We start from the raw sequence: 23,750 nt of genomic DNA on the forward strand, positions 1-23,750 counted from the left end.
CGACGGCGGCTGCTCCGGCACCGTCGTGGCGCACGCCGCGACGACCGTGGCGGCCGCGACCGACGTCACGACCGCCACGACCCCGCGAGACACCGCACGGGCGGCGCGACCACTAGACGTTGCGACGCCGTCCCATCGCCATGGCCACCAGAACCGCACCGACGCTCAGCACCGCGCAGAGACCGGCGGCCGACATCAGGTAGACGTCACGCCGGTTCATACCCGACGACGGTGCCTCGTCCGACAGCAACCGGAGCTGGTAGTCACCCGGCAGCGGCGCCTCACTCGGCTGGTCGAGGCCGGGGAACTGCTGGGTGCGGTGCACTTCGAACTGTCGCTCACCGCCTGCGCCCTGCCGCCACTGACCCCAGGCCGGCGTGACGCCGTCGAGCAGCACCTTGCGCTCGCCGAATCGAGCATCGTCACCGACGTCGATGATGCGCTGGACGCGGAAGGGCTCGTACCGGGCCTGTGAGTAGTTCACGAAGACCGGGACGTTGTCGTAGCGCAGCAGCGGCGGCGGGGGCGGAGGCAGCGGCAGACCGATCCCGGGGAAGTACCCGCCGCCGAAGAAGCTGCCGACGGCCACGTTCGCGACGGTGTCGACGGCGCCCTGAACCACGGCGGTGAAGCTGTACGCCGCGTACTGGGCCACCTCGAGGACGATCCGCGACAGTGGCGGGATGTACGCGATCCGGGGCCGGTTCTCGTAGACGTAGACGATGCGGACGGGATCGCGGTAGGGATTGCTGAGCACCGGACGGTAGTAGTCGTCGTACTCCACCCAGTCCGGGCGCCACTGCCGGACGTTGCGATCCCAGGCGCCGGGCCGGCGGGCCAGGTCGTCGACGCGGCCGGCGTCCCGAACCCGGTCCAGGCCCGGGAGGTCCCGCGGCACGTTCGGCAGGTCGATCAGCCGTGCGATGGAGTCGACCTCCTCCTTGGGCGCGGGCAGTGGGTCGGGCAGCTCGACCACCTTGGCGGTCTTCGCGACCGCCACGTCGTCCTTCGGTGCGACGAGCGTCTCCGGCTCGGCGGTCTCGATGACGCGCGCCGCCTGGGAGACGCTCGACGTGGCCGTCTGCTCGGCGGACTCGGACGTCTCGGTCGACCGGTTCTCCGAGGTCGGACTACCGGACGTCGGGCTCTCCTGGGCCTCCGACGGTCCGGTGGTCTCGGACGGGTCGGTCGGCTGGGTGGGCGTGGTGGTCGGCGCCGCGGCGGGCGTCGTCTCCCCCGGTGCGGCGGTCTCGGACCTGGGTGCAGGCGTGGACGACGGCGTCGGCGATTCCGGCTGACGGGCCTCGGGTGACGCCGGTGCCGAACTCGGTGCCGGTGCCGGCGCCGGTGTGGTGGAGGGTGCCGGCGCCGGAGGCGTGGTCCTGGGTCGGGGGGCCGGTGTCTCCGGCGTGGGCTCGACCACCGCGGGCGCCCGGGTGGCGGGCGGGGCCTCGACCACCGGCGCCTGCGTGACGGGAGCCTCGACCACCGGCGCCTCGGTCACGGGGGCACGGGTGGCGGGGGCCTGCGGGGCCGGGGCCTGCGTCACGGGGGCCTGCGTCACTGGGGCCTCGACCGGGGCCTGCGTCACGGGCGGGGCGGCGGGCGCCTCCCGCACGGCAGTCGGCTGCTCCGTCGGTTCGGCCGCGGGCTCGGGAACCGCGACGGTGGTCGTCGGACCGGACGGGCCGGTGCCGGGCTGCGCGAGGGCGGGCGCGACGCCGGCCACCAGCGCGGTCATCGACACGACCACTCCCGTGGCCATCGTTGCGGCAATCCGCCTCTGCTCGAACACTTCTCGTGCACCCATCGTGCATCGACTCCTTCGATTCCAGGAGCGTGACGTCTCCGCCACGGCTGCCACGCGCAGCCAACTCCCCCAACACGGGACCCTGATCCCGTAGCGCCCATCTCACTACTGCTCGACCGCCCTGACAGCGGTCGAGCCCACACATCGGTACCTCTACCCGATCAATCGCGGATTCGCGGGATTCGTTACACCCGGGGACGCGCGGGCGGGACGGCGGCGAGGAGTCGGCACGTGTAGTCGTCGTCGGGTTCGGCGAACAGTTCGGCCGCGGGCCGGTACTCGACGGCGCGGCCGCCGCGCATCACCAGGACGTCGTGGCTCATCCGCTGGATGACCGCGAGGTCGTGGCCGATGAACAGGTAGGTCAGTGTCAGCCGCTGCTGCAGGTCGGCGAGCAGGTCGAGGACGCGCGCCTGCACGGACACGTCCAGCGACGCCGTCGACTCGTCGAGGATCAGCAGGTCGGGTTCCATCGCCAGTGCCCGGGCGATGCTGACCCGCTGACGCTGCCCCCCGGACAGCTCGTGTGGGTAGCGCGAGGCGAAGTCGGCGGGCAGTCCGACGAGGTCGAGGAGTTCGGCGATGCGGGTACGTCGCTGCGAGCGGTCGCCGGCGAGGCGGTGCACGCGCAGCGGTTCGCCGATGGCGGTGCCGACGGGCGTCCTGGGGTCCAGCGACGAGAACGGATCCTGGAACACCAGCCCGACCCGTCTTCGCAGCGACCTGTCGACGCGACGGGCCAGCAGGTCGGCACCGTCGAGGGTGGCCGTGCCCGCGTCCGGTGTCACCAGCCCGGTCAGCGCGGCCGCGACCGTCGACTTGCCCGAGCCGGATTCGCCCACCACTCCGAGTGTGGTGCCCCTTCGGACCGTGAAGGACAGGTCCGACACCGCGTGCACGGTCGAGCGACCGGTGGGGGTCGTCACGGGGAACCGGACGTCGAGGCCCGCGACGTCCAGCAGGACCGGCGCGTCGGCGGCCGCCGGCTCGGGCGTCACCGCGCCGAGAACCGGTCGGGCGGCGAGGAGTTCGCGGGTGTAGTCGTGCCGCGGCCGGTCGAACACGTCGAGGATCGGCGCCTGCTCGACGGTCTCGCCGGCGCGCAGGACGGTAACCTCGTCGGCGACCTGCCCGATGACGCCCAGGTCGTGGCTGATCCAGATCACCGCGGTGCCGAAGTCGCGCTGCAAAGTGCGCACCAGGTCGATGATCTGGGCCTGGGTGGTCACGTCGAGCGACGTCGTCGGTTCGTCGGCGACGAGGAGTTCGGGATCGCAGGACAGGGCGATGGCGACCATCACCCGCTGCCGCTGGCCGCCCGACAGCTGGTGCGGGTAGGAGTGCAGCCGGCTCTCGGGGTCCGGCAGTCCGACGGCGTCGAGCAGTTCCAGCGCCCTGGTGCGGGCCTCGCGCCGGGTGCTCCGTCGGTGCGCCTCCAGTGATTCGGTGATCTGACGCTCCACGGTCAGCATCGGATTCAGCGACGTGCCGGGGTCCTGGAACACGAAGCCGATGCGGTCGCCGTGGACGCGGCGCAGCGCTCGTACCGACGCACCGACGAGCTGCGTCGACGCCGCGCCGTCCCGCCCTGAGAGCAGACTCGATCCGCTGACCGCGGCGGCCGGCGCGTCGAGCAGGCCCGTCGCCGCGAGGACCGTCATCGACTTGCCGGAACCCGATTCGCCGACGATGCCCACGGTCTGCTCGCGCTCGACGCTCAACGAGACGCCGCGGACGATGTCGTGCCGACCGATCCGCACCCGCAGGTCGTCGACGGCCAGCACCGGATCACTCACTGCTGCCTCCGCGCTTCGGCCATCGTGCGCTGCTTGGGATCGAGGACGTCGCGCAGCCCGTCGCCGAACAGATTGAACGCCACCACGATCAGGAAGATCGCGGCACCGGGAAAGACCGCCATCCACCAGGCGAGCGTCACGAAGCCCTGCGAGTCGAAGATCATCCGGCCCAGCGACGGCTCGGGCGGTTGGATGCCGAGGCCGAGGAACGACAGCGCGGCCTCGGACAGGATCGCGAACGCCAGCGACAGCGACGTCTGGACGATCAGCGGTCCCGCGATGTTGGGCAATACGTGGCGGGCCAGGATGTAGCCGTGTCCGGTGCCCATCGCTCGCGAGACCGCGACGTACGGTTCGACGCGGACCGACAGCGTGCTGGCGCGCGCCACCCTGGCGAAGATCGGGGTGTAGACGACGCCGATGGCCAGCATCGTGGTCGTGACGCCGGGGCCCAGGATCGCGACGATGGCGAGTGCCAGCAGCAGCACCGGGAACGCGAACATGACGTCGACGACCCGCATGACGATCGCGTCGGTCCACCCGCCGCGATACCCGGCGACGACGCCGATCGACACGCCGACGATCACCGCGAACGCGACGCTCGCCACCGCCACCTGCATGGAGGCCTGCACGGCGACGAGGACGCGGGACAGGACGTCGCGACCCAGTTCGTCGGTGCCGAACCAGTGCGCTCCGCTGGGGCCCTGCAGTGCGTTCGGCACGTCGACGTCGTTGATGCCGTAGGGCACCAACCATTCCGCCGCCAGGGCGACGATGGCCACGACGAGCAGCAGGACGGCGCTCACCACCGTGACGGGGTTGCCGAGCAGCAGCCGCCACGACGAGACGCGAGTGCGGTCGGGCGTCGATTCGGTCATGACAGCCGGATCCGGGGGTCGACGACCGCGTACAGCAGGTCCACGATCAGGTTGATGAGCAGGAACAGCACCGCGATCAGCAGCACGGCACCCTGGATCACCGGGTAGTCGCGCGACGCGACGGCGTTGTAGACCAGACGGCCCAGCCCCGGCCAGGCGAACACCACCTCGACGACGATCACGCCACCGAGGATCGTGGCGAGCTGGATGCCGGTGATGGTGAGGATGGGCACCAGGGCGTTGCGCACGGTGTGGCGGAAGGTCACCACCTTGGGCGACAGCCCCTTCGATCGGGCGGTGCGGACGTATCCCGATGCGGCCACGTCCAATACGGCCGAACGTACGTAGCGGGTCAGGATGGCACCGGCCACCAGACCCACCGTCAGCCCCGGCAGCAGGATGTGCGACAGCCACCCGACGGGGTCGCCGAAGAGCGGCCGGTACCCCGACGTGGGGAGCCAGCCCAATGTGGTCGAGAACAGGGCGATGAGCAGAATGCCCATCCAGAAGTCGGGGATCGACACGCCGAACTGCGTCGTCACGCGCACGACGGCGTCGCTGAGGCGGCCTTCGCGCAGCGCCGACCAGATCCCGGCGGGCAGGGCGATCAGCAGCGCGACGACGATGCCGACCGCCGCCAGCGACACCGTCGCGGGGAGTCGCTCGATCAGGATGCCCCACACGGGATCTCCGTTGCGGAAGCTGACGCCGAGGTCACCGCGGACCGCTCCGGTCAGGTAACCGAAGAACTGCGCCACCAGGGGCCGGTCCAGACCGCTGGCCGACCGCAGCGCCTCGTACGCCTCGGGCGTGTAGCGCGTCCCGAGCGCGATGCGAACGGGATCACCGGGGACGAGTTGCACCAGCGCGAACACCACGACCAGCACGCCGACGAGCACCACCAGCGAGTAGGCGACGCGGCGGGCCAGGAACCTCGTCACCGGGTGGGTCATGAACGTGGGAAGGGACTTCGTGTCGGTCACCGGCCGTCCGTCCCGTCGAGTGCCGCCGATCGGAACCTGATCGCGCCGTCACGCCGGGCGTCGTAGCCGGTGAGACGGGGGTTCCAGGCCTGGATGACCGACGGGTTGTACAGATACACGTAGCTGACCCCGTCGGCGATCAGGGTGGCCGCCTTGGCGTAGTCGTCGGCGCGGGCGTCCCGTGCGGTCTGCACGCGGCCGGCGTCGAGCAGGCGGTCCACCTGCGGGTCGGAGAACTTCTGGGCGTTGTTGGCGCCGTTGGTGTGGTGCTGGGCGTAGTAGAAGTCGTCGGGATCGATGTTGCCCAGCCAGCCCATCATCAGCATGTCGAAGTTGCCCGTGTTCTGCTCGTCGAGCCACGTGGCCATGTCGACCGTCCGGATCTTCACCTCGATGCCGAGCGGCGCGAGGTTGTCGGCGATCACCTGGGCGGCGGTCACCGTCTCGGGATACTCGTTGGTGACGAGCATGTCCATGGTGGTCGGCGCCGCGCCTGCCTCGGCGAGGAGTCGCTTGGCCTCCCCGATGTCGTAGCGGTACCGGTCGTAGCCGATGTACCACGGGTTGCCCTTGGGGATCGCCAGCTGATTGGCGGCGGCGGTGCCGTAACTCGTCGCCTGCACGATGGCGTCCCGGTCGATGCCGAACGCGATGGCCCGGCGTACCCGGACGTCGTTCCACGGCGCACGCGCCTCGTTCAGCGCCAGGTACCAGTAGTCGTTGCTCGGGGTCACCGCGAGGTGGACGGAGTCGTCCTCCTCGAGCTGCGTGACGCGTTGCGGCGGAACGGCGTCCGTCCAGTCGACCTCGCCGGCCTGTAGCGCCGACAGCGCGGTCGACGGCTCGGAGATGAACTGGTAGGTCACGCCCGGGATCTTCGGCCGACCTCCCCAGTAGGTGCGGTTGGCGGTCAGGACGATCGAGTCGCCGCTGCGCTGCGAGACGAAAGCGAACGGCCCGGTTCCCACGGGGTGCGTGGCGATCTCGCCGCTCTCGACGTTCGCACGGGACACGATGGCCATGCCCTTGAAGCCACCCAGGTTGGTCAGCAGGTTGGGCGTGGGCCGGGCGACAGTGATGACGACGGTGCGGTCGTCGGGGGCCGTCACGTCGGTGATGGCGCTGAACTTGTCGACGTTCGAGAGCTTCTCGTCGATGATGCGACGGTAGGAGTAGACGACGTCGTCGGCGGTGAAGGGGCTGCCGTCGTGGAAGGTCACGCCGCCGCGCAGCCGGAAGGTCCACGTCAACTGGTCCGGCGACACCGTCCACGACTCGGCGAGCGCCGGTCGCATCTCGAGGTTCTCGTCGGGCTCGACGATCGTGTCGAAGACGTTCTCGAGCACCTCGAACGAGAAGTAGGAACTGGTCTTCTGCGGGTCGAGTTGGTCGGGCTCACCGGCGATCGCGGCGATCAGATTGCCCGACGAATCCCCGAGGTCGACCCGCTGAGCGGGTGCGCACGACGCCGTCAGCAGAAGCGCGACCACCAGCATGACGACGCTCCCCGACCAGCGCATCCGGGTCGGTTACCCATTCGGCCGCCGGAGAACACCTCCGGCGCACGGTCACGCCGGAGTGTCGAGACCCGAGGCGTAGGACTCCTTGACGACCTCGAGGTGCGCCCAGCTCTCCAGCGAACTCACGCCCGGCAGGGCGCGCACCGTGTCGAGCAGACCGACCAGTTGCGCGGCGGAGAAGGCGCGCACGGTGACGAGGACGTCGAACCGGCCGAGCGTCCTGGCCACGAAGATGACGGACGGCATGGCGGCCAGCGCCGTGACGACCTCGTGGTGGCCGCCGGCCAGCCGGATGCCGAAACCCATGGCGCTCTGGCGATCCTGACCCGAGTGCCGGACGACGGCGCCGATGCGCACCACGCGGGCATCGAGTAGGCGGACCACCCGCCGACGAGCACCTGCGGCCGAGAGACCCACCCCTGCAGCCAGTTCCACGTAGGACGCGCGGCCGTCCTCCTGCAGCCCGCGGAGCAGCGCGACGTCGACGTCGTCGACCTCGATGCCGACCGTTCCCACCGGCCCGACCACGTCGCGGACCAGTTCGACGTAGGTGAGGGTGTCCACGCCGACCACACCCGTCAGCCCCCGCAGGGCGGCGATGGTGCGGTCGATCTCGGCCGTCGACGCCGCGCGCACCTCCGCGACCAGACCGTGCGGGCCGCTGGTCAGCGAGAGGAAGGGTACGTCCGGGCGACGTGCGATGGTCGCCGCGATCGGCGCGGCCGGCCCGGTGACGGTGAGGCCGACGTGGGCGAGCGCACCGCGACCGATCACCGCCGGGTGTACGACACCTCGCACCACCACCTGCCCACTCGAGATGAGCCGCTGGACGCGCATGGCGGCCGTGGACCGCGACAGTCCCACCCGGCGTGCGATCTCACGGTGCGTGAGCCGGCCGTCCACCTCGAGCAGCGCCACGATGGCCTCGTCGATCTGGTCCACGCCCGCCCTTTCCTTGGGAATCGATCCGAAATCTTTGCGCCCGTCCCGTGCGGCACATCGTGCGCGAATCTGCCGTCATTGAACCCGAAGAGTGGTGATCGTTCGGGGTGAACTGACACATCGTGATCCGCAACACCGTCGTAACGAACGAACTGCTTGCAGCCACCTTCACCGAGTCCTACAGTGACCTGCACCACACGACGACCTGCACCACACGACCCGCACCCCACCTAGACCACGGACCGGAGCCCCCGCATGGCGACGCTGACCAGCGATCGAGTCTTGGCCGCGACCGACGAGCTGGTGGCGGCGTTCGCGGCGACCGACACCGACGCGTACTTCGGGTGCTTCGCCGACGACGCGACCTTCGTGTTCCACCCCGAGCCCGCGCGCCTGAACGACCGCGCCGCCTACGAGACCGTGTGGGCCGGGTGGCTGACGAGCGGGTGGCGCGTGGTGTCGTGCGTCAGCAGCGACCGGATGGTGCAGACGTTCGGCGACGTGGCGGTGCTGACCCACACCGTCGACACCGTCGTCGAGGTCGACGGCGATCGGTCCGAGACCCGGGAACGCGAGACCATCGTCTTCGCGCTGCGCGACGACCGCCTCCTCGCCGTGCACGAACACCTGTCCACCGCGCCGGCTGCGGTGGACGCGTGACCGCCGGCGATGGCCTCGTCGCCCCGCCGCCGCGGGTCACCGACGTCGAAATCCACGGTGTCGAACCCATTCCCGACGCGGAACGAACCGCCACGCCGCTGGACCTCTTCCGCCTCGTCTTCGGCGGGGCCAACACCATTGCGACGGTCGTGCTGGGCACCTTCCCCATCGTGTTCGGCCTGTCCTTCCGCGACGGCCTGCTCGCCACGCTCCTCGGGCTCGTGCTGGGTGCGGCGATCCTGGCCCCGATGGCGCTGTTCGGTCCTCGCAACGGCACCAACAACGCCGTGTCGTCGTCGGCCCACCTCGGGGTGCACGGCCGCGTCGTCGGCTCCTTCCTGTCCCTGCTGACGGCGGTCGCGTTCTTCTCGATCTCGGTCTGGACGTCCGGCGACGTCCTGGTGGGCGGCGCCGCCCGCGCCATGGGTGGCGCACCCGACGCAGCGCCCAACGGCGTCGCCATCGCCGTGGCCTACGGGGTCTTCGCGCTGCTCGTCCTGGTGGTGTGCATCTACGGATTCCGGTTCATGCTGCTGGTGAACAAGGTGGCCGTGGTCGCCGCCACGGTGCTGTTCCTCTTGGGCATCATCGCGTTCGGCGGCACGTTCGACCCGAGCTACGCCGGCATCTTCGGGCCGGACGCCGACGCGGCGACCAACGCCCTGTACTGGCCGTCCTTCGTGGGGGCGGCGCTCATCGTGATGTCGAACCCGGTGAGCTTCGGTGCGTTCCTGGGTGATTGGGCCCGCTACATCCCCCGCGACACCCCGCCGTGGAGGTCGATGGCGGCGGCGTTCGGTGCCCAGATCGCCACGCTGGTGCCCTTCCTGTTCGGTCTGGTGACCGCCACGGTCGTGGCCTCGGCCGCGCCGGCGTTCATCGAGGAGGGCAACTACGTCGGCGGCCTGCTCGCGGTGTCGCCCGGGTGGTACTTCCTGCCGGTGTGCCTCATCGCGCTGATCGGCGGAATGTCCACGGGCACCACCGCGCTGTACGGCACCGGCCTCGACTTCTCCAGCGTCTTCCCCCGCTTCAGCCGCGTCCAGGCGACCGTGTTGATCGGCGCGATCGCGATCGCCTTCATCTTCGTCGGCAAGTTCGCGTTCAACGTGGTGCAGAGCATCTCGACGTTCGCGGTCCTCATCGTCACCTGCACCGCCCCGTGGATGGTCGTCATGATGATCGGATGGCTGGTCCGGCGCGGGTGGTACGACTCCGACGCGCTGCAGGTATTCAACCGCCGTCAACGCGGCGGCCGGTACTGGTTCTACCACGGCTGGAACTGGCGCGGCCTCGGCGCGTGGCTGGTGTCGGCGACGCTCAGCATCTGCTTCGTCAACTCCCCCGGCCAGTTCGTCGGCCCCCTCGGCGACCTCGCCGCCGGCATCGACCTGTCGATCCCGGTCGGGCTCGGCCTGACCGCGGTCCTGTATCCCGTTCTGCTGTTTGCGTTCCCGGAGCCCAGGGATGCCTACGGTCCCGACGGCGCGCGCTTCGTCCCCATGGGTCCGTCGGCCGACATCCCGATCACGTCCATCGACGACACCGCAACACAGGAGGTTTCGTGAATCAGCCCATCGGACCGATCGACGCGTCGAAGGTCCCGAGGTTCGCAGGGCCGGCGACGTTCGCTCGGCTCCCTCGCCTCGACCAGGTGGCGCGCGCCGACGTGGCCGTCGTCGGCGTGCCGTTCGACTCCGGGGTGTCCTACCGCCCGGGGGCGCGTTTCGGCCCGACCCACGTCCGCGAGTCGTCGCGGCTGCTGCGGCCGTACAACCCGGCACTCGACGTGTCGCCCTTCGACGTCGCGCAGGTCGTCGACGCCGGTGACATCGCCGTCAACCCCTTCAACATCAACGAGGCGATCGAGACCATCGAGGGTGCTGCGACCGACCTGACCAGGGACGGCACCAGGCTCGTCACGATCGGCGGCGACCACACCATCGCATTGCCGCTGCTGCGTGCCGCCGCCGCCCAGCACGGCCCGGTCGCGCTGGTGCACTTCGACGCTCACCTCGACACGTGGGACACCTACTTCGGCGCGGAGTACACCCACGGCACGCCGTTCCGCCGGGCGGTGGAGGAGGGCATCGTCGACACCGAGGCGCTGTCGCACGTCGGTACGCGCGGACCGCTGTACGGCAAGAAGGACCTCGAGGACGACCGCCGCTTCGGCTTCGGCATCGTCACGTCGTCGGACGTCTACTACCAGGGCGTGCGCGAGGTCGTCGACAAGCTGCGCGACCGTCTCGGCAATCGGCCCGTCTACGTGTCGGTCGACATCGACGTCCTCGACCCCGCCCACGCACCCGGCACCGGCACGCCCGAGGCGGGCGGCATGACCAGCCGCGAACTGCTCGAGATCCTGCGCGGGTTCCGCGGCCTCAACCTCATCGGCGCCGACGTCGTCGAGGTCTCCCCCGCCTACGACCAGGCCGAGATCACCGGCGTCGCAGCGTCACACGTCGCCTACGACCTGGTGTCACTGTTGGCCATGCGGCACGAGGACGACCACGCCCAGGGAGCGCCCCGTGCCTGACTCCGTCCAGCCCTCCCCCACCGGCAGCGTGATCGAAGCACACTCCATCGACTTCGTCCCGGAGTCCGAACGTCACGGCAAGGTCTGGCACCAGGGTCCGTTCTGGTTCGCGGGAAACTTCGTCCTGCCCACGATGGTCACGGGTTTCATCGGTCCGAGCCTGGGCTTGAGTGTGAGCTACTGCATCCTGGCCTCCACGCTCGGAGTGTGCGTCGGAACGTTCTTCATGGCGTTCCACGCCAACCAGGGGCCCCGGATGGGTCTGCCCCAGATGATCCAGTCGCGTGCACAGTTCGGCAGTCGCGGCGCGATCGTCCCCTTCGCGGCAACGGTCTTCGTGTACGTCGGATTCCTCGTCTTCGACGTCATACTCGCCGCGCAGGGCATCGGCCTGTACCCCGAGGCGACGTTGCTCTGGTACCCGCTCCTCATCGCGGTCTCCATCGTCATCGCGGTCATCGGCCACGACCTGTTGCACGTCGTGCAACGCTGGCTGACCATCCTGCTCGTCGTCGTCTTCGCGGTGGTCACCATCGCCGCGGTGGGCCACTTCGGCCTGTCGACGCCGGTGCCCGCCGAGGACGGTCCCATGCTGGGCTGGAATGCACCGGCCTTCCTCGCCGTCTTCTCGCTGGCAGCCGGATACAACATCAGTTACGCGGTCTACGTGTCCGACTACACGCGCTACCTTCCCGCGAACGTATCGGCACCGAAGCTGATCGCCGCGGTGTACAGCGGCGCAGCCTTCTCCGCCGTCTGGTTGATGGCCCTCGGCGCCGTCCTGTCGGCCAACATCGCCGACGCCGATCCCATCGAGGCGATCAGGTTCAGCGGCAACCTGGTGTTCCCCGGTTTCGGCACGTTCGCCGTCCTCGTCGCCGTCTTGGCCCTGCTCTCGATCATGGGCGTCAACGCCTACGGGGCGATGCTCACCGGTGCGACGGCCGTCGACGCATTCCGGGGGGTCACGCCGACCCGGCGTCTCCGCGTAGCGGGACTCGTCATCGTGGGGCTGGTCTCGCTGCTCGTCGCGTTGCTCATCCCCGAGCACTACCTGGGCAGCTTCAACAGCTTCGTGCTCTTGATGCTCTACTTCCTGATCCCCTGGACGGCCGTGAATCTCGTCGACTTCTACCTCGTTCGGCGCGGCCGCTACGCCATCGCCGACATCGTCAAGGCCGATGGCATCTACGGTCGGTGGTCGTGGCGGGGATTGCTCGCCTACACACTGGGGTTCCTCGCCATGATCCCGTTCTTCTCGCTCAGCTTCTACGTAGGGCCGGTCGCCGAACTCCTGGACGGCGGCGACCTGTCATTCGTCGTCGGGCTCGTCGTGTCGGGGGCGCTGTATTTAGCCCTGTCCCGCGGTGTCGACGTGACGGCGGAGCGCCGCCACGCCACGTCCGCGCCGGCGAACGATCCCGAACGGGCCTCCTGAGCATGCCCACCACCACGGTCGCCATCATCCAACAGCCCTCGGCCGTACTCGATTTGGCCGCTTCACTGTCGCTTGCATCCCACTACGTCACCGAAGCAGCGCGCAAGGGTGCGTCGTTGGTCGTCTTCCCCGAGACCTGGCTGACGTGCAATCCGGCGTACACGCGCCCCGACGTCTTCCACCTCAGCGTCGACAACCGTCGTCGCGGTTGCGGGGTCGAGTTCGGCGGTCCGACGTCATGAGCCGCAACGGAGGCGACGTCGTCGTCGAAACGCTGACCGCACTCGGTGTTTCGCACGTCTTCGGCATTCCCGGTCAGCACGCGCTGGGGTTGTTCGACGCCATCCGCCGCAGCGACCTGCGGTTCGTCAGCTCCCGGGTCGAGAACAACTCGGCGTTCGGCGCCGACGGGTACGCCAGGGCCACCGGTGAGGTGGGGGTGCTGTTCCTGTCCACCGGACCCGGTGCGCTGACCGCGCTCGGCGCCCTGCAGGAGGCCTACGCCAGCGGGGTGCCGCTGCTCGTCATCACCAGCCAGGTCCCGCGTGACGGACTCGGCCTGCGCCGCGGCATGCTCCACCAACTCGACGATCAGCAGCGCAGCGCCGCGAACGTCACCAAGAGCACCGCCGTGGTGCGCCACGCCGCGGAGATCCCCAGCGCCCTCGCCGACGCCTGGAGCCTCGCCCGCTCCGCGCCCGCGGGGCCGACCTGGGTGGAGATCCCGCAGGACGTGCTGCTCGAGCCCGTCCAGCTACCGCCGGTCACCTCGGTGGTGACGGCCGTCGCCGGACGCCCGCCGCGTGACGAACTGGTCGCGGCCGCAGCCGAACTGCTCGATGGTGCTCGACGGCCGGTGATCCTCGCCGGTGGTGGCGTGCGCCGCTCGCCCGGTGGACCCGAGGCGCTGGTGGCGCTGGCCGAGCGTCTCGACGCACCGGTGGTGTCGACCGTCGGCGGCAAGGGTGCGATCGCCTTCGACCACCCGCTGTCGGCCGCGTCGTGGATCGAGGACCGCCACACCACCGACCTGCTCGCCGACGCCGACGTCCTGCTCGCGGTCGGCACCGCCATGGGCGAGGTGACGAGCAACTACTTCACGTTCGCCCCGCGTGGCCGGCTCGTCCACGTAGACGCCGAACCCCGCGTGCTGGAGGCCAACCACCCCGCGCTGGCGATCCACGCCGACGCCGCCCCGGCCCTGCGCGCCATCGCGGAGCGGGTTCGACGCCGCGAACCGGGTGACGGCGCACGCATCGCCGCGGACCTCCGGCGGTCGGTCGAGGAAAGGCTCGCCGGCCAGGACCTCGGCACCGAACTCGGACTGCTGCGCGATCTCCGCCGCTCCGTCCCGTCGTCGGCACACACGTTCTGGGACATGACGATCGCCGGGTACTGGGCGTGGTCGGCCTGGGATCCGCAGGACGGCGAGTTCCACTCCGCGCAGGGCGCGGGCGGTCTCGGCTTCGCCTACCCCGCCGCCATCGCGGCGGCCATGGGCTCGGGGACGCGGACGTTCGCGGTCTCCGGGGACGGTGGCGCGATGTACTCGATCGCCGAACTGGCCACCGCACGTCAGCACGACGCCGACGTCACCTGGCTGATCGTGGACGACGGCGGGTACGGCATTCTGCGCGAGTACATGACCGATGCGTTCGGCCAGGCCACCGCGACCGAACTGGCCCGGCCCGACTTCGTCGCGCTGGCAGGCAGTTTCGGCGTCCCGGCCCACGCAGCAACACTCGAGGACGTCGGCGACGTCGTCGCGGACACGTTCACCACCCCGGGCCCCGCGGTCGTCGTCCTCCCCGCCGTCCTGCGGATGTTCTCACTCACCTAATTCACCCACCCAGTCAGGAGCGCACCATGGGCAAGCCACTCGACGTCGCGATCGTCGTCGTCTACCTCGCCGCCATGCTGGCGTTCGGATTCTGGGGCAAGTCGCGCACGAAGGACTCCGCGGACTTCCTCGTGGCGGGCCGACGGCTCGGCCCCGCGCTGTACACCGGCACCATGGCGGCCGTCGTGCTCGGCGGCGCGTCGACGGTCGGCGGCGTCGGACTCGGCTACCGGTACGGCCTCTCGGGCATGTGGCTGGTCGTGGCGATCGCGGTCGGTCTGCTGCTGCTGTCGGTGGCGTTCGCCGGGCGCATCCAGCGGCTGCGGGTCTACACCGTCGCCCAGATGCTCAAGCTGCGCTACGGCGTCGACGCCACGTCCACCTCGGGCATCGTCATGGTCGCCTACACGCTGATGCTGTCGGTGACGTCGACCATCGCCTACGCCACGGTCTTCAACGTGCTGTTCGGCACCGACCGCACGGTGTCGGTCGTCATCGGCGGAGCGATCGTCATGCTCTACTCCTCGATCGGCGGCATGTGGTCGATCACGCTGACCGACATGGTGCAGTTCATCCTCAAGACCATCGGCATCTTCGCCCTGCTGCTGCCGTTCACGTGGAGTAGGGCCGGCGGCCTCGACGGCATCCGCGAGCGAGCCGGCGACGCGGCCTTCGACCTCGGCGCGATCGGCGCCGACACGATCATCACCTTCTTCGTGGTCTACAGCTTCGGCATGCTGATCGGCCAGGACATCTGGCAGCGCGTGTTCACCGCCCGCTCGCCGAAGGTCGCGAAGTGGGGTGGTACGGCCGCGGCCGTCTACTGCCTGCTCTACGGCGTGGCGGGCGCCCTGATCGGCACCGCCGCGTCGACGTTCCTTCCCGACGTGGAGGCCAGTGACGACGTGTACGCCCAGATCGCCGAGTCGATCCTGCCGGTCGGCATCAGCGGCATCGTGCTGGCCGCAGCGGTCGCCGCCATGATGTCCACCGCGTCCGGCGCCCTGATCGCGACCGCCACGGTGGCCCGCACGGACGTGAAGCCCCTGCTGGCGAGGCTCGTCAACCGCAGTACCGACGACGCCGAACGGTCCGATCGCGACGGCCACGCCACCGACCTGCATTCGGACCGCCTCTACGTGGTGGTCCTGGGCATCGTCGTCATCGTGATCGCCGCACTGCTGAACGACGTCGTCGCCGCGCTGACCGTGGCGTACGACATCCTGGTGGGCGGCCTGCTGGTGTCGATCCTCGGCGGCTTCCTGTGGAAGCGCGCGACGGGCATCGGCGCCCTGTGGTCGATGATCGCCGGCACCGTCGTCACGCTCGGCACCATGGTGGCCGTCGGTGACGTGCTGGCCAACAAGCCGATCTACTTCGGCCTGGCCGCGAGCCTCGTCGCCTACGTGGTGGGCAGCCTGCTCACGGCGCGGACGCCCCCCGGCGTCCTCGCGGTGTGGGAGAACCGGTTGGCCGGTCGCGATCCGGTCGCCGAGGACCGCATCGCGACCTGACCGATGACCCGACGGCCTAGACTGGCGGCATGGTCCGCCCGGTGACGCACGTGTCCGTTGCCGCACTTGCCTTCTCGGCGCTCGTGGCGTGTTCATCGAACCCGACGCCCGTCGACGACGCGACGCCGGAGTCGGCCGGCGCCTCGTCCCGGGCAGCCCCTCCTGCGCCATCGACGTCGTCGACAGCGGCACCGGTATCGACGCCGCCAGGGGTGGCCACCAAGCAGTGGGTGGACCTCACCGAGGGCGAGTGCATCGCCGATGTCCCCGCCGTGGACGTGGGCGAGGCGACCGTCACCGTCGTCGACTGCTCGACACCGCACCGCGCCGAGGTCTACCTGCTCGCTCCGGTCGCGGTCGACGCGGCCATCACCGGGGTCGCCGACGCAGCGTGCGCCGCGGGCGTCGCCGACTACGCCGGCACCCGCGCCGGGCTCTCCGTGACCTACCTCATCGATTCCAAGCAGGACCGCACCGGCGCAATCCCGTTGCCCAGCACGGTGATCTGCCTCCTGCAGTCCGGCGGCGGCGAGCCGCTGGCCGGATCGGTCCGCCGGTGACGCGGGTGGGGTGCGTGTTCCGCCCCGAGAACCCGCCCGAGGAACTCGTCGCTGCGGCGCGCACCGCCGACGAGGTCGGCCTCGACGAACTGTGGCTGTGGGAGGACTGCTTCCTCCACGGCGGCCTGTCCGCCGCGGCGATCGCGCTGGCGAACAGCAGTCGGCTGACCGTCGGAGTCGGCGTCCTGCCCGTGCCGCTGCGCAACGTCGCACTGGTCGCCATGGAGATCGCCGCGCTCGAACGCACCTATCCCGGCCGCCTCCGGATCGGCATCGGCCACGGCGTGCAGGACTGGATGGCGCAGGTGGGTGAACGCGTCGGCTCGCCGCTGACGCTGCTGCGCGAGTACGGCACCGCGCTGACGGCGCTGCTGCGCGGCGACACCGTGACCGTCGACGGCAGGTACGTGCGGCTGTCGGGGGTCGGGCTCCAGTGGCCGCCCACCACGGCGGTCGAGCTGCTGTTCGCCGCGACCGGTCCGCGCACCCTGCACCTGAGCGGTGAGCTGGCCGCGGGCACCGTCCTCACCGGGCACACCTCACCCGCCGCCACCCGGGACGCGACGGCGATCCTTCGGCGGGCGTCCGCCGGCAGGCCCCACCGGGTGGTCTCCTACGTGGCGTGCGCGCTGGACGACGACGCGCTGGCCCGCACCCGGGCGGAGATCGGTTCCGACGCCGATGATCTCGTCGTCCACGGCACCCCCGACCGGATCGCGGCCGGTGTGCGCCGGTGGGTGGACGCCGGCGCCGACACGGTCGTGCTGCAACCGCCCGTCGGACCGGGTGCCACGGACTTCATTCGTGCAGTCGCCGGTCACGTTCAGCCACTACTGCGCGGCTAGGCCGCTCAGAACCCCTGCAGGAAACCGAAGGGGTACCCGAATTGCGACGGTGCCTGGGTGGTGGGTCCGAATGTTCCCTGGTAGTTCCCCGGGGACTGGCAGATGGTCGACGACTGAGCGCCGTCCTGGCAGGACGGCGAGCCGAGGGCCGCGGAGGCATTCGGCGCCAACGCGATTCCCGCGGCGATCGCGCCTGCGGCCAGTCCGGTGAGGATGAGGGTGGGTTGGAAGGTCATGACGTCCATCTCCTGAGTCGAGTTCACGGGCCCGCATCGGGCATGAATCCAGATTCGTCGATCCCCGCGCCTCGGACATCGACGCAGGCACCCATGTCCGCTACCGGCTGGCCGGTAGTCACCTGCGAACGTCGCCGCGACCCCACATCGATCCGATGGCGTTGATCTCCAGCCGATCCCAGTCTTCGGCCGGCCGCATGTCGCGCGCCATCCGCGGGATGCGCCAGAGTCGCCTCCAGTCCCGCCCGCTCGCCCTCCGCTGTTCTCCCATGCGTCGATTGAAGGCGCCACGACGCCACGGGTGCAACCGATTTTCCCTCGACGGCGGACCCTCAGACGGTGAGCGACACCTTGATGCAATCCCCCGAGCGGGATGCGACGGCTGCGTACGCCGCAGCGGCGTCGCCCAATGCGTATGTGTCGGTGAAGATTCCGCTGACGTCGAGCCGGCCGGCCTGCAGCAGCGGGATCAGCTCCGGCCATGTCCGCTGCACCGGCGCGGTCGTCATCCGCAGGGTCACGCTGCGGACGAGGCTCATCAGCGCGGGGAACGGAAAGGGGTTCAGGTCGTGAACGCCCACCACCGACACCGTGCCTCCGGCGCGCACGCAGGTCAGCGCCGCGGTCATCGTGGTGTCGTTGCCCACGGCGTCGATCACCGACGCCGCTCCGCGTCCACGGGTGGTCTCGTGCACCTCGCCGACGTCGGCCGGCGCCAGCGGGGTGGCACCGGACGCAGCCGCGCGGTCGCGGCGGCCCTCGACGGGGTCGACGGCGTAGACGGTGCCCGCGCCCTGCGCGACGGCGGAGCGTACGGCGCACAGCCCGACCGCACCGAGTCCGAAGACGACGACGGTGGACCCGGGCGTGATGTCGGCGCGCTGTGCGCCGGCCCAGCCGGTGGCGAGGTTGTCGGTGAGGAGCAGCGCCTCCTCGGTGTCGAGGTCCTCCGGGACGACCATCAGCTGGAAGTCGGCGGCCGGCACCGCCAGCAGTTCCGACTGTGCGCCGCCGAGCGCGCCCGACCCGAAGATCCGGGGCCCCGACACGCAGGTCACCGGATCCATCGTCGCGCACCCGGCGCAGCTGCCGCAGCCCGCCACCGAGGACACCAGGACGTGGTCGCCGACCGACACGGTGCGGACGTCGGGGCCCACCTCGACGACCGTGCCGACGGCCTCGTGCCCGAGCGGGACGGGTTGCACCAGCGGGTAGTCGCCCTCGTAGAAGTGCAGGTCCGAGCCGCAGATGGCCGTGGCGGTGATCGCGACGACGGCGCCGTCGGGTCCGGGCAGGGTGGCGTCGGGAGTCTCGACGACGCTGATGACCCCGGGGGCTTCGATGACCACTGTCCGCATGGAGCCGAGTCTATGGTCGGCGGTCGCCGATCCAGGCCAGGAACTCCTCGACGGAGAACACCGCCTTGCCGAACTCGCGGGCCTTCTTCGCCTTTCCCGACTGCGTGCCGGGCTCCGCGGTGACGAGCACCTCGCACCGCGTCTTGGTCACCGACGCCACCGGCACCAGACCGGCGGAGGCGGCCATCCGCTGCATCGTGTCCCGGGGGATGGCCTCGCCGTCGGCGTCGGTGGCCGTGCCGGTGAAGCACACGCGCGCGCCCGGAACCAGGACCGTGTCCGCGTCGTGGGTGCCGTGCGCCGACTCGACGGCGGCGTCGACGATGACGTGGCCGAGCACGCGTTCGGCCGACCGGAGTCGGTCCAGCACCTCTGCGGTCAGCGGGGTGCGGCACGCGGCGGCGTGCAGCTGATCGGCGATGGACCGCCGCGCCGCGGCCGCCCAGCTCGTGTCGGCGTCGAGTGACGGAACGGGCGTGCGACCGAGCAGGGCCGCCCCGACGTCCCGGCTGGTGTCGAGGATCGCCGAGAGGGCGGGCAGGTGCACCGAGGCGGGCGTGGGGGTGTCGTGGTCGCGGCTGACCAGGTGGCCCGACGGTGTTCCGTCGTCCGCCGGCTCGCCGAACGGCGTGGTCCCCGCCCGGTCGGGGTCGGCGTCGCGGAAGGCGTCCAGCTCGGCGCGGGCCCGCTCGAGCGCGGTGGCCGCGACCAGTCCGCGGCGGTGCTCGGGTCGTAGCGCCGAGCCGGGGACGTCCACGCCCAGTGGCATGGCGACGACGTGTCCCAACCGCTTCAGTTCGAAGTCGAGCAGGCCGAGCACGTCGTCGACGCCGACACCGACGGGTGTGCACCCCTCCAGCATCGGCGCCAGCAGCGTCCACGCCTCGGCCAGCGTCGGGGCCAGCAGGACGTCGTCGACGAAGATCGCATAGGCCTGCCGGGCGTCGGCGAGGTCGCGCTGCGGGTTGACGATCGTGGTGACCGCCGTGCCGTCGTCGAAGGCGACCGCGAGTTCGACCGGCCGCGGTCGTGACATGCGGCCCTCGTCGCCGACGGTGAGGATGCCGATGGCGCAGTGCCGCCGCGCGTTGTCGACGGCGACCGACGAGCGCAGGAACCGGGCGACCCGGCGGTCGGTCTTGAGGTCTTTGGGCAGCACGGGCCGCTTGAGGACGAGCCCTCGCATCGACGTGCACCTGCTGAGTGCCACGTACAGCTGCCCCGAGGAGAAGGTGCCTCCGCTGAGGTCGACGATCATCCGCTCGAGGGTCTGCCCCTGACTCTTGTGGATGGTGATCGCCCAGGCCAGCTTGAACGGCAGCTGCGTGTAGGTGCCGACGACCTCGCGGCGGAGCGACCCACCGTCGACCACCGGCCGGGTGGCCTCCCAGGTGAACGGTGTGACCTCGGCGGCCTCGCCGCTGGTGAACTCGACCACCACCCGGCGGCCACCGTCGGTCGCCGCGATCACCCGCCCGAGCGTGCCGTTGACCCAGCGGTCGGACGGGTCGTTGGTCAGCATCATGATCTGCGCGCCGACCTTGAAGTGCAGGACCTCCTCGACCGGCGGGTCGAACAGGCTCAGGTCACCGGACCGCCGCGTGTGGTGCTCGATACCGTTGCCGAACAAGCGTTCCAGGCGTTGCCGGTTGCGCGCGGTCACCAGCCGGTTCGTCGGCGCCAGGGTGAGCCAGAACTCGTCGTCGGGTGGTTCAAAGTCCGGATCGGTGCGCGCGTTCAGCTCGTCGCGTGCGTGTCCGACCAGCACGCCTTCACGAATCTCGTTCAGGATGGCGGTCATTCGGTCGTCGCCGAGCTGCCGGAACACCGTCGTCAGCGCGACCGTCGGGAACGCCGCGGCGCGGAAGGCATCCGAGGAGAAGAAGTACGGAGTGTCATAGCGTGCGGCGAGGTGGGCGGCTTCGTTGTCGTGCACCACCGGCGGCAACTGGTAGAGGTCACCGACCAGCACGATCTGCACGCCGCCGAACGGGGTGCCCGGCACCGGCCCGAACCGCTCGAGTGCCGCGGCCACCTGGTCGAAGAGGTCGGCGCGCACCATCGAGGCCTCGTCGACGATCAGCGTGTCGAGCGTGGCAAGCGTCTTCGCGAAGCGGCCCGGGTAGTACCGGCCGGTGCGTACCTCGTCGACCGTGGTGGTGGGCGAGAAGCTGAACAGCCGGTGGATCGTGTAGCCGTCCACGTTGAGCGCGGCGATCCCCGTCGGCGCGACGACCACGACGTTGCGATCGGTGTCGGCCATGAAGTGTCGGATCAACGTGGACTTGCCGGTGCCGGCCTTGCCGGTGAGGAACACGTGGCTGCCACCGCTCAGCAGCGTCAGCGCCTCGACGAACTCGTCGGTCACCACGATGTCGCGTTGCGGCGCCGTCACGTGCATCACCCCCTCGCGTCGGCCACCGTACCGCCGGTTGCGGCACAATCCTTCCCAGAATGACCGACACCGATGGTCCGCCGACTCGCTCCCGCAGGTCCCACGTGGTGCGGCTGGCGTTGTTCGCGGCCTTCCTGCTCGGACTGTTCTGGGTCGTCGCGGTCACCCGCGTCGTCGACGTCGACGACGTCCGAGGCGCCGTCGCCGCGACCGGCCCCGCCGCGCCGCTGACCTACGTCGTGCTGTCGGCGTGCCTCGGTGCGATCTTCGTCCCGGGGCCGATCCTCGCGGCGGGCAGCGGCGTGCTGTTCGGTCCGCTGCTCGGGACGTTCGTGACGCTGGGTTCCACGGTGGGCACCGCGACCATCACCAGCCTGGTCGGCCGCCGCGCCGGCCGGGAGAGCGCGCGGGGTCTGCTCGGGTCCGACCGTGCCGACCGCCTCGACGCCCAGATCCAGCGGCGTGGCCTGTGGGCGGTCGTCGGGCAGCGGTTCGTGCCCGGCGTGTCGGACGCGCTGGCGTCCTACGCGTTCGGCGCCTTCGGAGTTCCGTTGTGGCAGATGGCGGTCGGCGCCTTCATCGGGTCGGCGCCGCGGGCGTTCGTCTACACCGCGCTCGGCGCGTCGATCGGCGACCTGTCGGCACCGCTGGCGTACACCGCCATCGCGGTGTGGTGCCTGACCGCCGTGATCGGCGCGTTCGCCGCCCACCGCGGGTGGCGGGCGTGGCGGGGACGGTCGACGACCTCGCGGACGCCCGACCCCGGTGCGCCCAACGTCGACTTTCCGTCGTGAATTCAGGATTTGTCCGACGACAAGTCGACGTTCGCGGGGGCTAGCCGCCCGCCATGTGCAGCGCCGCGAGGTGGCTGAACAGCAGGGAGGCCCCGATCGGGTTGCCACCACCCGGGTAGGCCTCCCCCGACACCGCGGCCATGGTGTTGCCCGCGGCGTACAGCCCGGGGATCGGGTCACCGGAGACGTCGAGCACCCGGGCGTGCGCGTCGGTGCGCAGGCCGCCCTTGGTTCCGAGGTCGGACACCCCGAAGGCCGCCGCCCGGTACGGGGGCGTGTCGATGGCGGTCATCGGGGCCGCACCGCCGGTGAACGCGAGGTCGAACGGCTCGCCGCCGCGTCCGAAGTCCTCGTCGACGCCGCGAGCGACGAGGTCGTTGAACCGACGCACCGTCTTGGCGAGGCCGTCCTCGGGCACCTCGATCACCTCGGCGAGTTCGACGAGGGTGGCCGCCTCCCGCCAAAGCCCGGCGGATCGGTACTCGTCGGTGGGCGCGTACGACACGTTGGTCGCGAGGACGGGTGGCTGCTCGCCCGCGCGACTGTCGTAGACGAGCCAGAAGGGCGTCCCGACGCGTCCCTCGGCCATGGCGCGCAGGATCTCGCGGCCCGAACGGTCGTAGGCGGCGGACTCGTTGACGAAGCGGCGGCCGGCGCGGTCGACGAACATGCCGCCGGTGATGCCGAGCGCGAACGCGGCCCGGCCGTCCGGGTGGATGAGACCCGGCGACCACCACGCCTGGTCCATCAGGTCGGTCGCGGCACCGACGGCGATCGCGGCACGGTGCGCCAACCCGACGTTCGCCGGCGAACCCATCGTGTCGGACGTGGCCCCGGGGACGCCGTATTCGGCGCGCATCGCGGCGTTCTGCTCGAAGCCGCCCGCCGCGAGCAGGACTCCCCTGCGCGCCCGGATCACCTGACGCTCACCCTGGTGTTCCACGACGGCGCCGATCACCCGCCCGTCGTCGACGAGGAGTTCGACCAGTCGCGTGCTCAGGTGTGCGGCGACGTTCGACTCGCCGGCCATCGCGGCGAGGAAGCGGCCGACGAGTGCGCGTCCGCCGGTGAGCAGATCGGGGGTCGGCGCACCGAGGCGCTCGTGGTCCAGCGGACCGCGCACCAGGCCCTGAAATCGGCCGAGTCGATCGTCCGGGATCGCGCGGGAGACGATGTGCCGCATGCCGTCGGCCCGCGCGCCGTCCACCGTCCCGTAGTAGTCCGGCCAGGGCAGGATCTTGAAGGCGAAGCGCTCGTCGGCCTCAAGGTACTCGATGAGGGCCGCACCGCCCCGGACGTAGGTCTCCTGCAGCGCGGCCGGGGTCCGGTCGCCGACGACGGCGCGGAAGTAGGCCAGGGCCGCCTCGATGGTGTCGTCGGACCCGGCCCGCACCAGCACCGGGTTGCACGGGAACCACATGCCGCCCCCGCCGGAGTAGGCGGTGGTCCCGCCGAACCGGTCGGTCGCCTCGATCAGCGCGACCGAAAGACCTTCCCGCGCAGCGGTGTACGCCCCTGCGACGCCACCGCCGGAACCGACGACCAGGACGTCGACGGACTCGTCGAGAGCCTTCACGGGAAGTGACCCTACGCGGCGGGAAGGTCGTGCCCCCGCGGTTCGGGGAACCGGTTCGTTCGCGGC

21 protein-coding genes are annotated in these 23,750 nt (G+C 70.6%); 10 read left to right on the forward strand and 11 right to left on the reverse strand.

The annotated features are described in order from the left end of the window. Nucleotides 1-112 precede the first annotated feature (112 nt). The 6 genes from G6N64_RS23545 to G6N64_RS23570 all read right to left on the reverse strand — a co-directional run bounded on the left by G6N64_RS23545 (nucleotide 113) and on the right by G6N64_RS23570 (nucleotide 7,929). Nucleotides 113-1,810, reverse strand: coding sequence for a hypothetical protein (locus G6N64_RS23545; protein WP_163800256.1), 1,698 nt, complete (start codon nucleotides 1,808-1,810; stop codon nucleotides 113-115). Nucleotides 1,811-1,995: 185 nt separating this feature from the next. After that, nucleotides 1,996-3,606 (reverse strand): dipeptide ABC transporter ATP-binding protein, encoded by a 1,611-nt coding sequence (locus G6N64_RS23550; protein WP_163800257.1) that lies wholly within the window; start codon nucleotides 3,604-3,606, stop codon nucleotides 1,996-1,998. Beyond that, a complete protein-coding gene (locus G6N64_RS23555; RefSeq protein WP_163800258.1) occupies nucleotides 3,603-4,484 on the reverse strand; it encodes an ABC transporter permease in 882 nt (293 codons plus the stop codon). The genes G6N64_RS23550 and G6N64_RS23555 overlap by 4 nt, the downstream gene beginning before the upstream one ends. Then, nucleotides 4,481-5,437, reverse strand: a complete 957-nt coding sequence (locus tag G6N64_RS23560) for an ABC transporter permease (protein ID WP_163802070.1) — start codon at nucleotides 5,435-5,437, stop codon at nucleotides 4,481-4,483. The genes G6N64_RS23555 and G6N64_RS23560 overlap by 4 nt, the downstream gene beginning before the upstream one ends. A 26-nt stretch (nucleotides 5,438-5,463) precedes the next feature. Continuing rightward, a complete protein-coding gene (locus G6N64_RS23565) occupies nucleotides 5,464-6,963 on the reverse strand; it encodes an ABC transporter substrate-binding protein (protein ID WP_246231312.1) in 1,500 nt (499 codons plus the stop codon). Between the two features lie 72 nt (nucleotides 6,964-7,035). After that, complete coding sequence (locus G6N64_RS23570; RefSeq protein ID WP_163800260.1) at nucleotides 7,036-7,929, reverse strand: Lrp/AsnC family transcriptional regulator; 894 nt, start codon at nucleotides 7,927-7,929, stop codon at nucleotides 7,036-7,038. A gap of 255 nt (nucleotides 7,930-8,184) precedes the next feature. On the opposite strand from G6N64_RS23570, the gene G6N64_RS23575 reads away from it, so the two are divergent. From G6N64_RS23575 to G6N64_RS23615, 9 genes are read left to right on the forward strand one after another with little or no spacing between them, the layout of a single operon-like run. Further along, complete coding sequence (locus tag G6N64_RS23575; RefSeq protein ID WP_163800261.1) at nucleotides 8,185-8,589, forward strand: nuclear transport factor 2 family protein; 405 nt, start codon at nucleotides 8,185-8,187, stop codon at nucleotides 8,587-8,589. Further along, nucleotides 8,586-10,157 (forward strand): purine-cytosine permease family protein, encoded by a 1,572-nt coding sequence (locus G6N64_RS23580; protein ID WP_163800262.1) that lies wholly within the window; start codon nucleotides 8,586-8,588, stop codon nucleotides 10,155-10,157. The genes G6N64_RS23575 and G6N64_RS23580 overlap by 4 nt, the downstream gene beginning before the upstream one ends. After that, a complete protein-coding gene (gene speB, locus G6N64_RS23585; protein ID WP_163800263.1) occupies nucleotides 10,154-11,128 on the forward strand; it encodes an agmatinase in 975 nt (324 codons plus the stop codon). The genes G6N64_RS23580 and speB overlap by 4 nt, the downstream gene beginning before the upstream one ends. After that, nucleotides 11,121-12,566, forward strand: coding sequence for a purine-cytosine permease family protein (locus tag G6N64_RS23590; protein WP_246230775.1), 1,446 nt, complete (start codon nucleotides 11,121-11,123; stop codon nucleotides 12,564-12,566). Before speB ends, G6N64_RS23590 begins: the two co-directional genes overlap by 8 nt. Before the next feature lie 2 nt (nucleotides 12,567-12,568). Next, nucleotides 12,569-12,808 (forward strand): nitrilase-related carbon-nitrogen hydrolase, encoded by a 240-nt coding sequence (locus G6N64_RS23595; protein WP_163800264.1) that lies wholly within the window; start codon nucleotides 12,569-12,571, stop codon nucleotides 12,806-12,808. Further along, on the forward strand, nucleotides 12,805-14,406 hold the full coding sequence (locus G6N64_RS23600; protein WP_163800265.1) for a thiamine pyrophosphate-binding protein: 1,602 nt from the start codon (nucleotides 12,805-12,807) through the stop codon (nucleotides 14,404-14,406). Before G6N64_RS23595 ends, G6N64_RS23600 begins: the two co-directional genes overlap by 4 nt. Nucleotides 14,407-14,432: 26 nt before the next feature. Beyond that, nucleotides 14,433-15,920, forward strand: a complete 1,488-nt coding sequence (locus tag G6N64_RS23605) for a sodium:solute symporter family protein (RefSeq protein ID WP_163800266.1) — start codon at nucleotides 14,433-14,435, stop codon at nucleotides 15,918-15,920. Between the two features lie 29 nt (nucleotides 15,921-15,949). Next, a complete protein-coding gene (locus G6N64_RS23610) occupies nucleotides 15,950-16,480 on the forward strand; it encodes a hypothetical protein (RefSeq protein WP_163800267.1) in 531 nt (176 codons plus the stop codon). A 14-nt stretch (nucleotides 16,481-16,494) separates the two neighbouring features. Then, a complete protein-coding gene (locus G6N64_RS23615) occupies nucleotides 16,495-17,325 on the forward strand; it encodes an LLM class flavin-dependent oxidoreductase (RefSeq protein WP_246230776.1) in 831 nt (276 codons plus the stop codon). Nucleotides 17,326-17,330: 5 nt separating this feature from the next. Here G6N64_RS23615 and G6N64_RS23620 read toward each other — a convergent pair whose 3' ends face one another. From G6N64_RS23620 to G6N64_RS23635, 4 genes are all read right to left on the reverse strand, one after another. Continuing rightward, the gene (locus tag G6N64_RS23620; RefSeq protein WP_163800269.1) at nucleotides 17,331-17,561 is read right to left on the reverse strand and encodes a hypothetical protein; all 231 of its coding nucleotides are present in this window, start codon (nucleotides 17,559-17,561) and stop codon (nucleotides 17,331-17,333) included. A gap of 118 nt (nucleotides 17,562-17,679) precedes the next feature. Continuing rightward, nucleotides 17,680-17,832, reverse strand: a complete 153-nt coding sequence (locus tag G6N64_RS23625) for a hypothetical protein (RefSeq protein ID WP_163800270.1) — start codon at nucleotides 17,830-17,832, stop codon at nucleotides 17,680-17,682. Nucleotides 17,833-17,893: 61 nt separating this feature from the next. Continuing rightward, complete coding sequence (locus G6N64_RS23630) at nucleotides 17,894-18,919, reverse strand: zinc-binding dehydrogenase (protein WP_163800271.1); 1,026 nt, start codon at nucleotides 18,917-18,919, stop codon at nucleotides 17,894-17,896. Nucleotides 18,920-18,929: 10 nt separating this feature from the next. After that, nucleotides 18,930-21,314 (reverse strand): AAA family ATPase, encoded by a 2,385-nt coding sequence (locus G6N64_RS23635; protein ID WP_246230777.1) that lies wholly within the window; start codon nucleotides 21,312-21,314, stop codon nucleotides 18,930-18,932. A 59-nt stretch (nucleotides 21,315-21,373) separates the two neighbouring features. On the opposite strand from G6N64_RS23635, the gene G6N64_RS23640 reads away from it, so the two are divergent. Further along, nucleotides 21,374-22,108: a TVP38/TMEM64 family protein gene (locus tag G6N64_RS23640; RefSeq protein ID WP_163800272.1), complete on the forward strand. Its 735-nt coding sequence runs from the start codon at nucleotides 21,374-21,376 to the stop codon at nucleotides 22,106-22,108. Between the two features lie 40 nt (nucleotides 22,109-22,148). Here the strand turns inward: G6N64_RS23640 and G6N64_RS23645 are convergent, their stop codons facing one another. Next, nucleotides 22,149-23,684: an FAD-binding protein gene (locus tag G6N64_RS23645; RefSeq protein ID WP_163800273.1), complete on the reverse strand. Its 1,536-nt coding sequence runs from the start codon at nucleotides 23,682-23,684 to the stop codon at nucleotides 22,149-22,151. Between the last annotated feature and the right edge of the window lie 66 nt (nucleotides 23,685-23,750).

It is taken from the genome of Mycolicibacterium sediminis (assembly GCF_010731735.1).
Lineage (GTDB): Bacteria > Actinomycetota > Actinomycetes > Mycobacteriales > Mycobacteriaceae > Mycobacterium > Mycobacterium sediminis.

Coding starts and splice junctions, on each gene's coding strand:
- G6N64_RS23610 (WP_163800267.1), top strand. CDS start 15,950: ATGGTCCGCCCGGTGACGCACGTGTCCGTTGCCGCACTTGCCTTCTCG.
- G6N64_RS23630 (WP_163800271.1), bottom strand. CDS start 18,919: ATGCGGACAGTGGTCATCGAAGCCCCCGGGGTCATCAGCGTCGTCGAG.
- G6N64_RS23605 (WP_163800266.1), top strand. CDS start 14,433: ATGGGCAAGCCACTCGACGTCGCGATCGTCGTCGTCTACCTCGCCGCC.
- G6N64_RS23565 (WP_246231312.1), bottom strand. CDS start 6,963: ATGCTGGTGGTCGCGCTTCTGCTGACGGCGTCGTGCGCACCCGCTCAG.
- G6N64_RS23575 (WP_163800261.1), top strand. CDS start 8,185: ATGGCGACGCTGACCAGCGATCGAGTCTTGGCCGCGACCGACGAGCTG.
- G6N64_RS23640 (WP_163800272.1), top strand. CDS start 21,374: ATGACCGACACCGATGGTCCGCCGACTCGCTCCCGCAGGTCCCACGTG.
- G6N64_RS23595 (WP_163800264.1), top strand. CDS start 12,569: ATGCCCACCACCACGGTCGCCATCATCCAACAGCCCTCGGCCGTACTC.
- G6N64_RS23625 (WP_163800270.1), bottom strand. CDS start 17,832: ATGGGAGAACAGCGGAGGGCGAGCGGGCGGGACTGGAGGCGACTCTGG.
- G6N64_RS23555 (WP_163800258.1), bottom strand. CDS start 4,484: ATGACCGAATCGACGCCCGACCGCACTCGCGTCTCGTCGTGGCGGCTG.
- G6N64_RS23620 (WP_163800269.1), bottom strand. CDS start 17,561: ATGACCTTCCAACCCACCCTCATCCTCACCGGACTGGCCGCAGGCGCG.
- G6N64_RS23545 (WP_163800256.1), bottom strand. CDS start 1,810: ATGGGTGCACGAGAAGTGTTCGAGCAGAGGCGGATTGCCGCAACGATG.
- G6N64_RS23560 (WP_163802070.1), bottom strand. CDS start 5,437: ATGACCCACCCGGTGACGAGGTTCCTGGCCCGCCGCGTCGCCTACTCG.
- G6N64_RS23600 (WP_163800265.1), top strand. CDS start 12,805: ATGAGCCGCAACGGAGGCGACGTCGTCGTCGAAACGCTGACCGCACTC.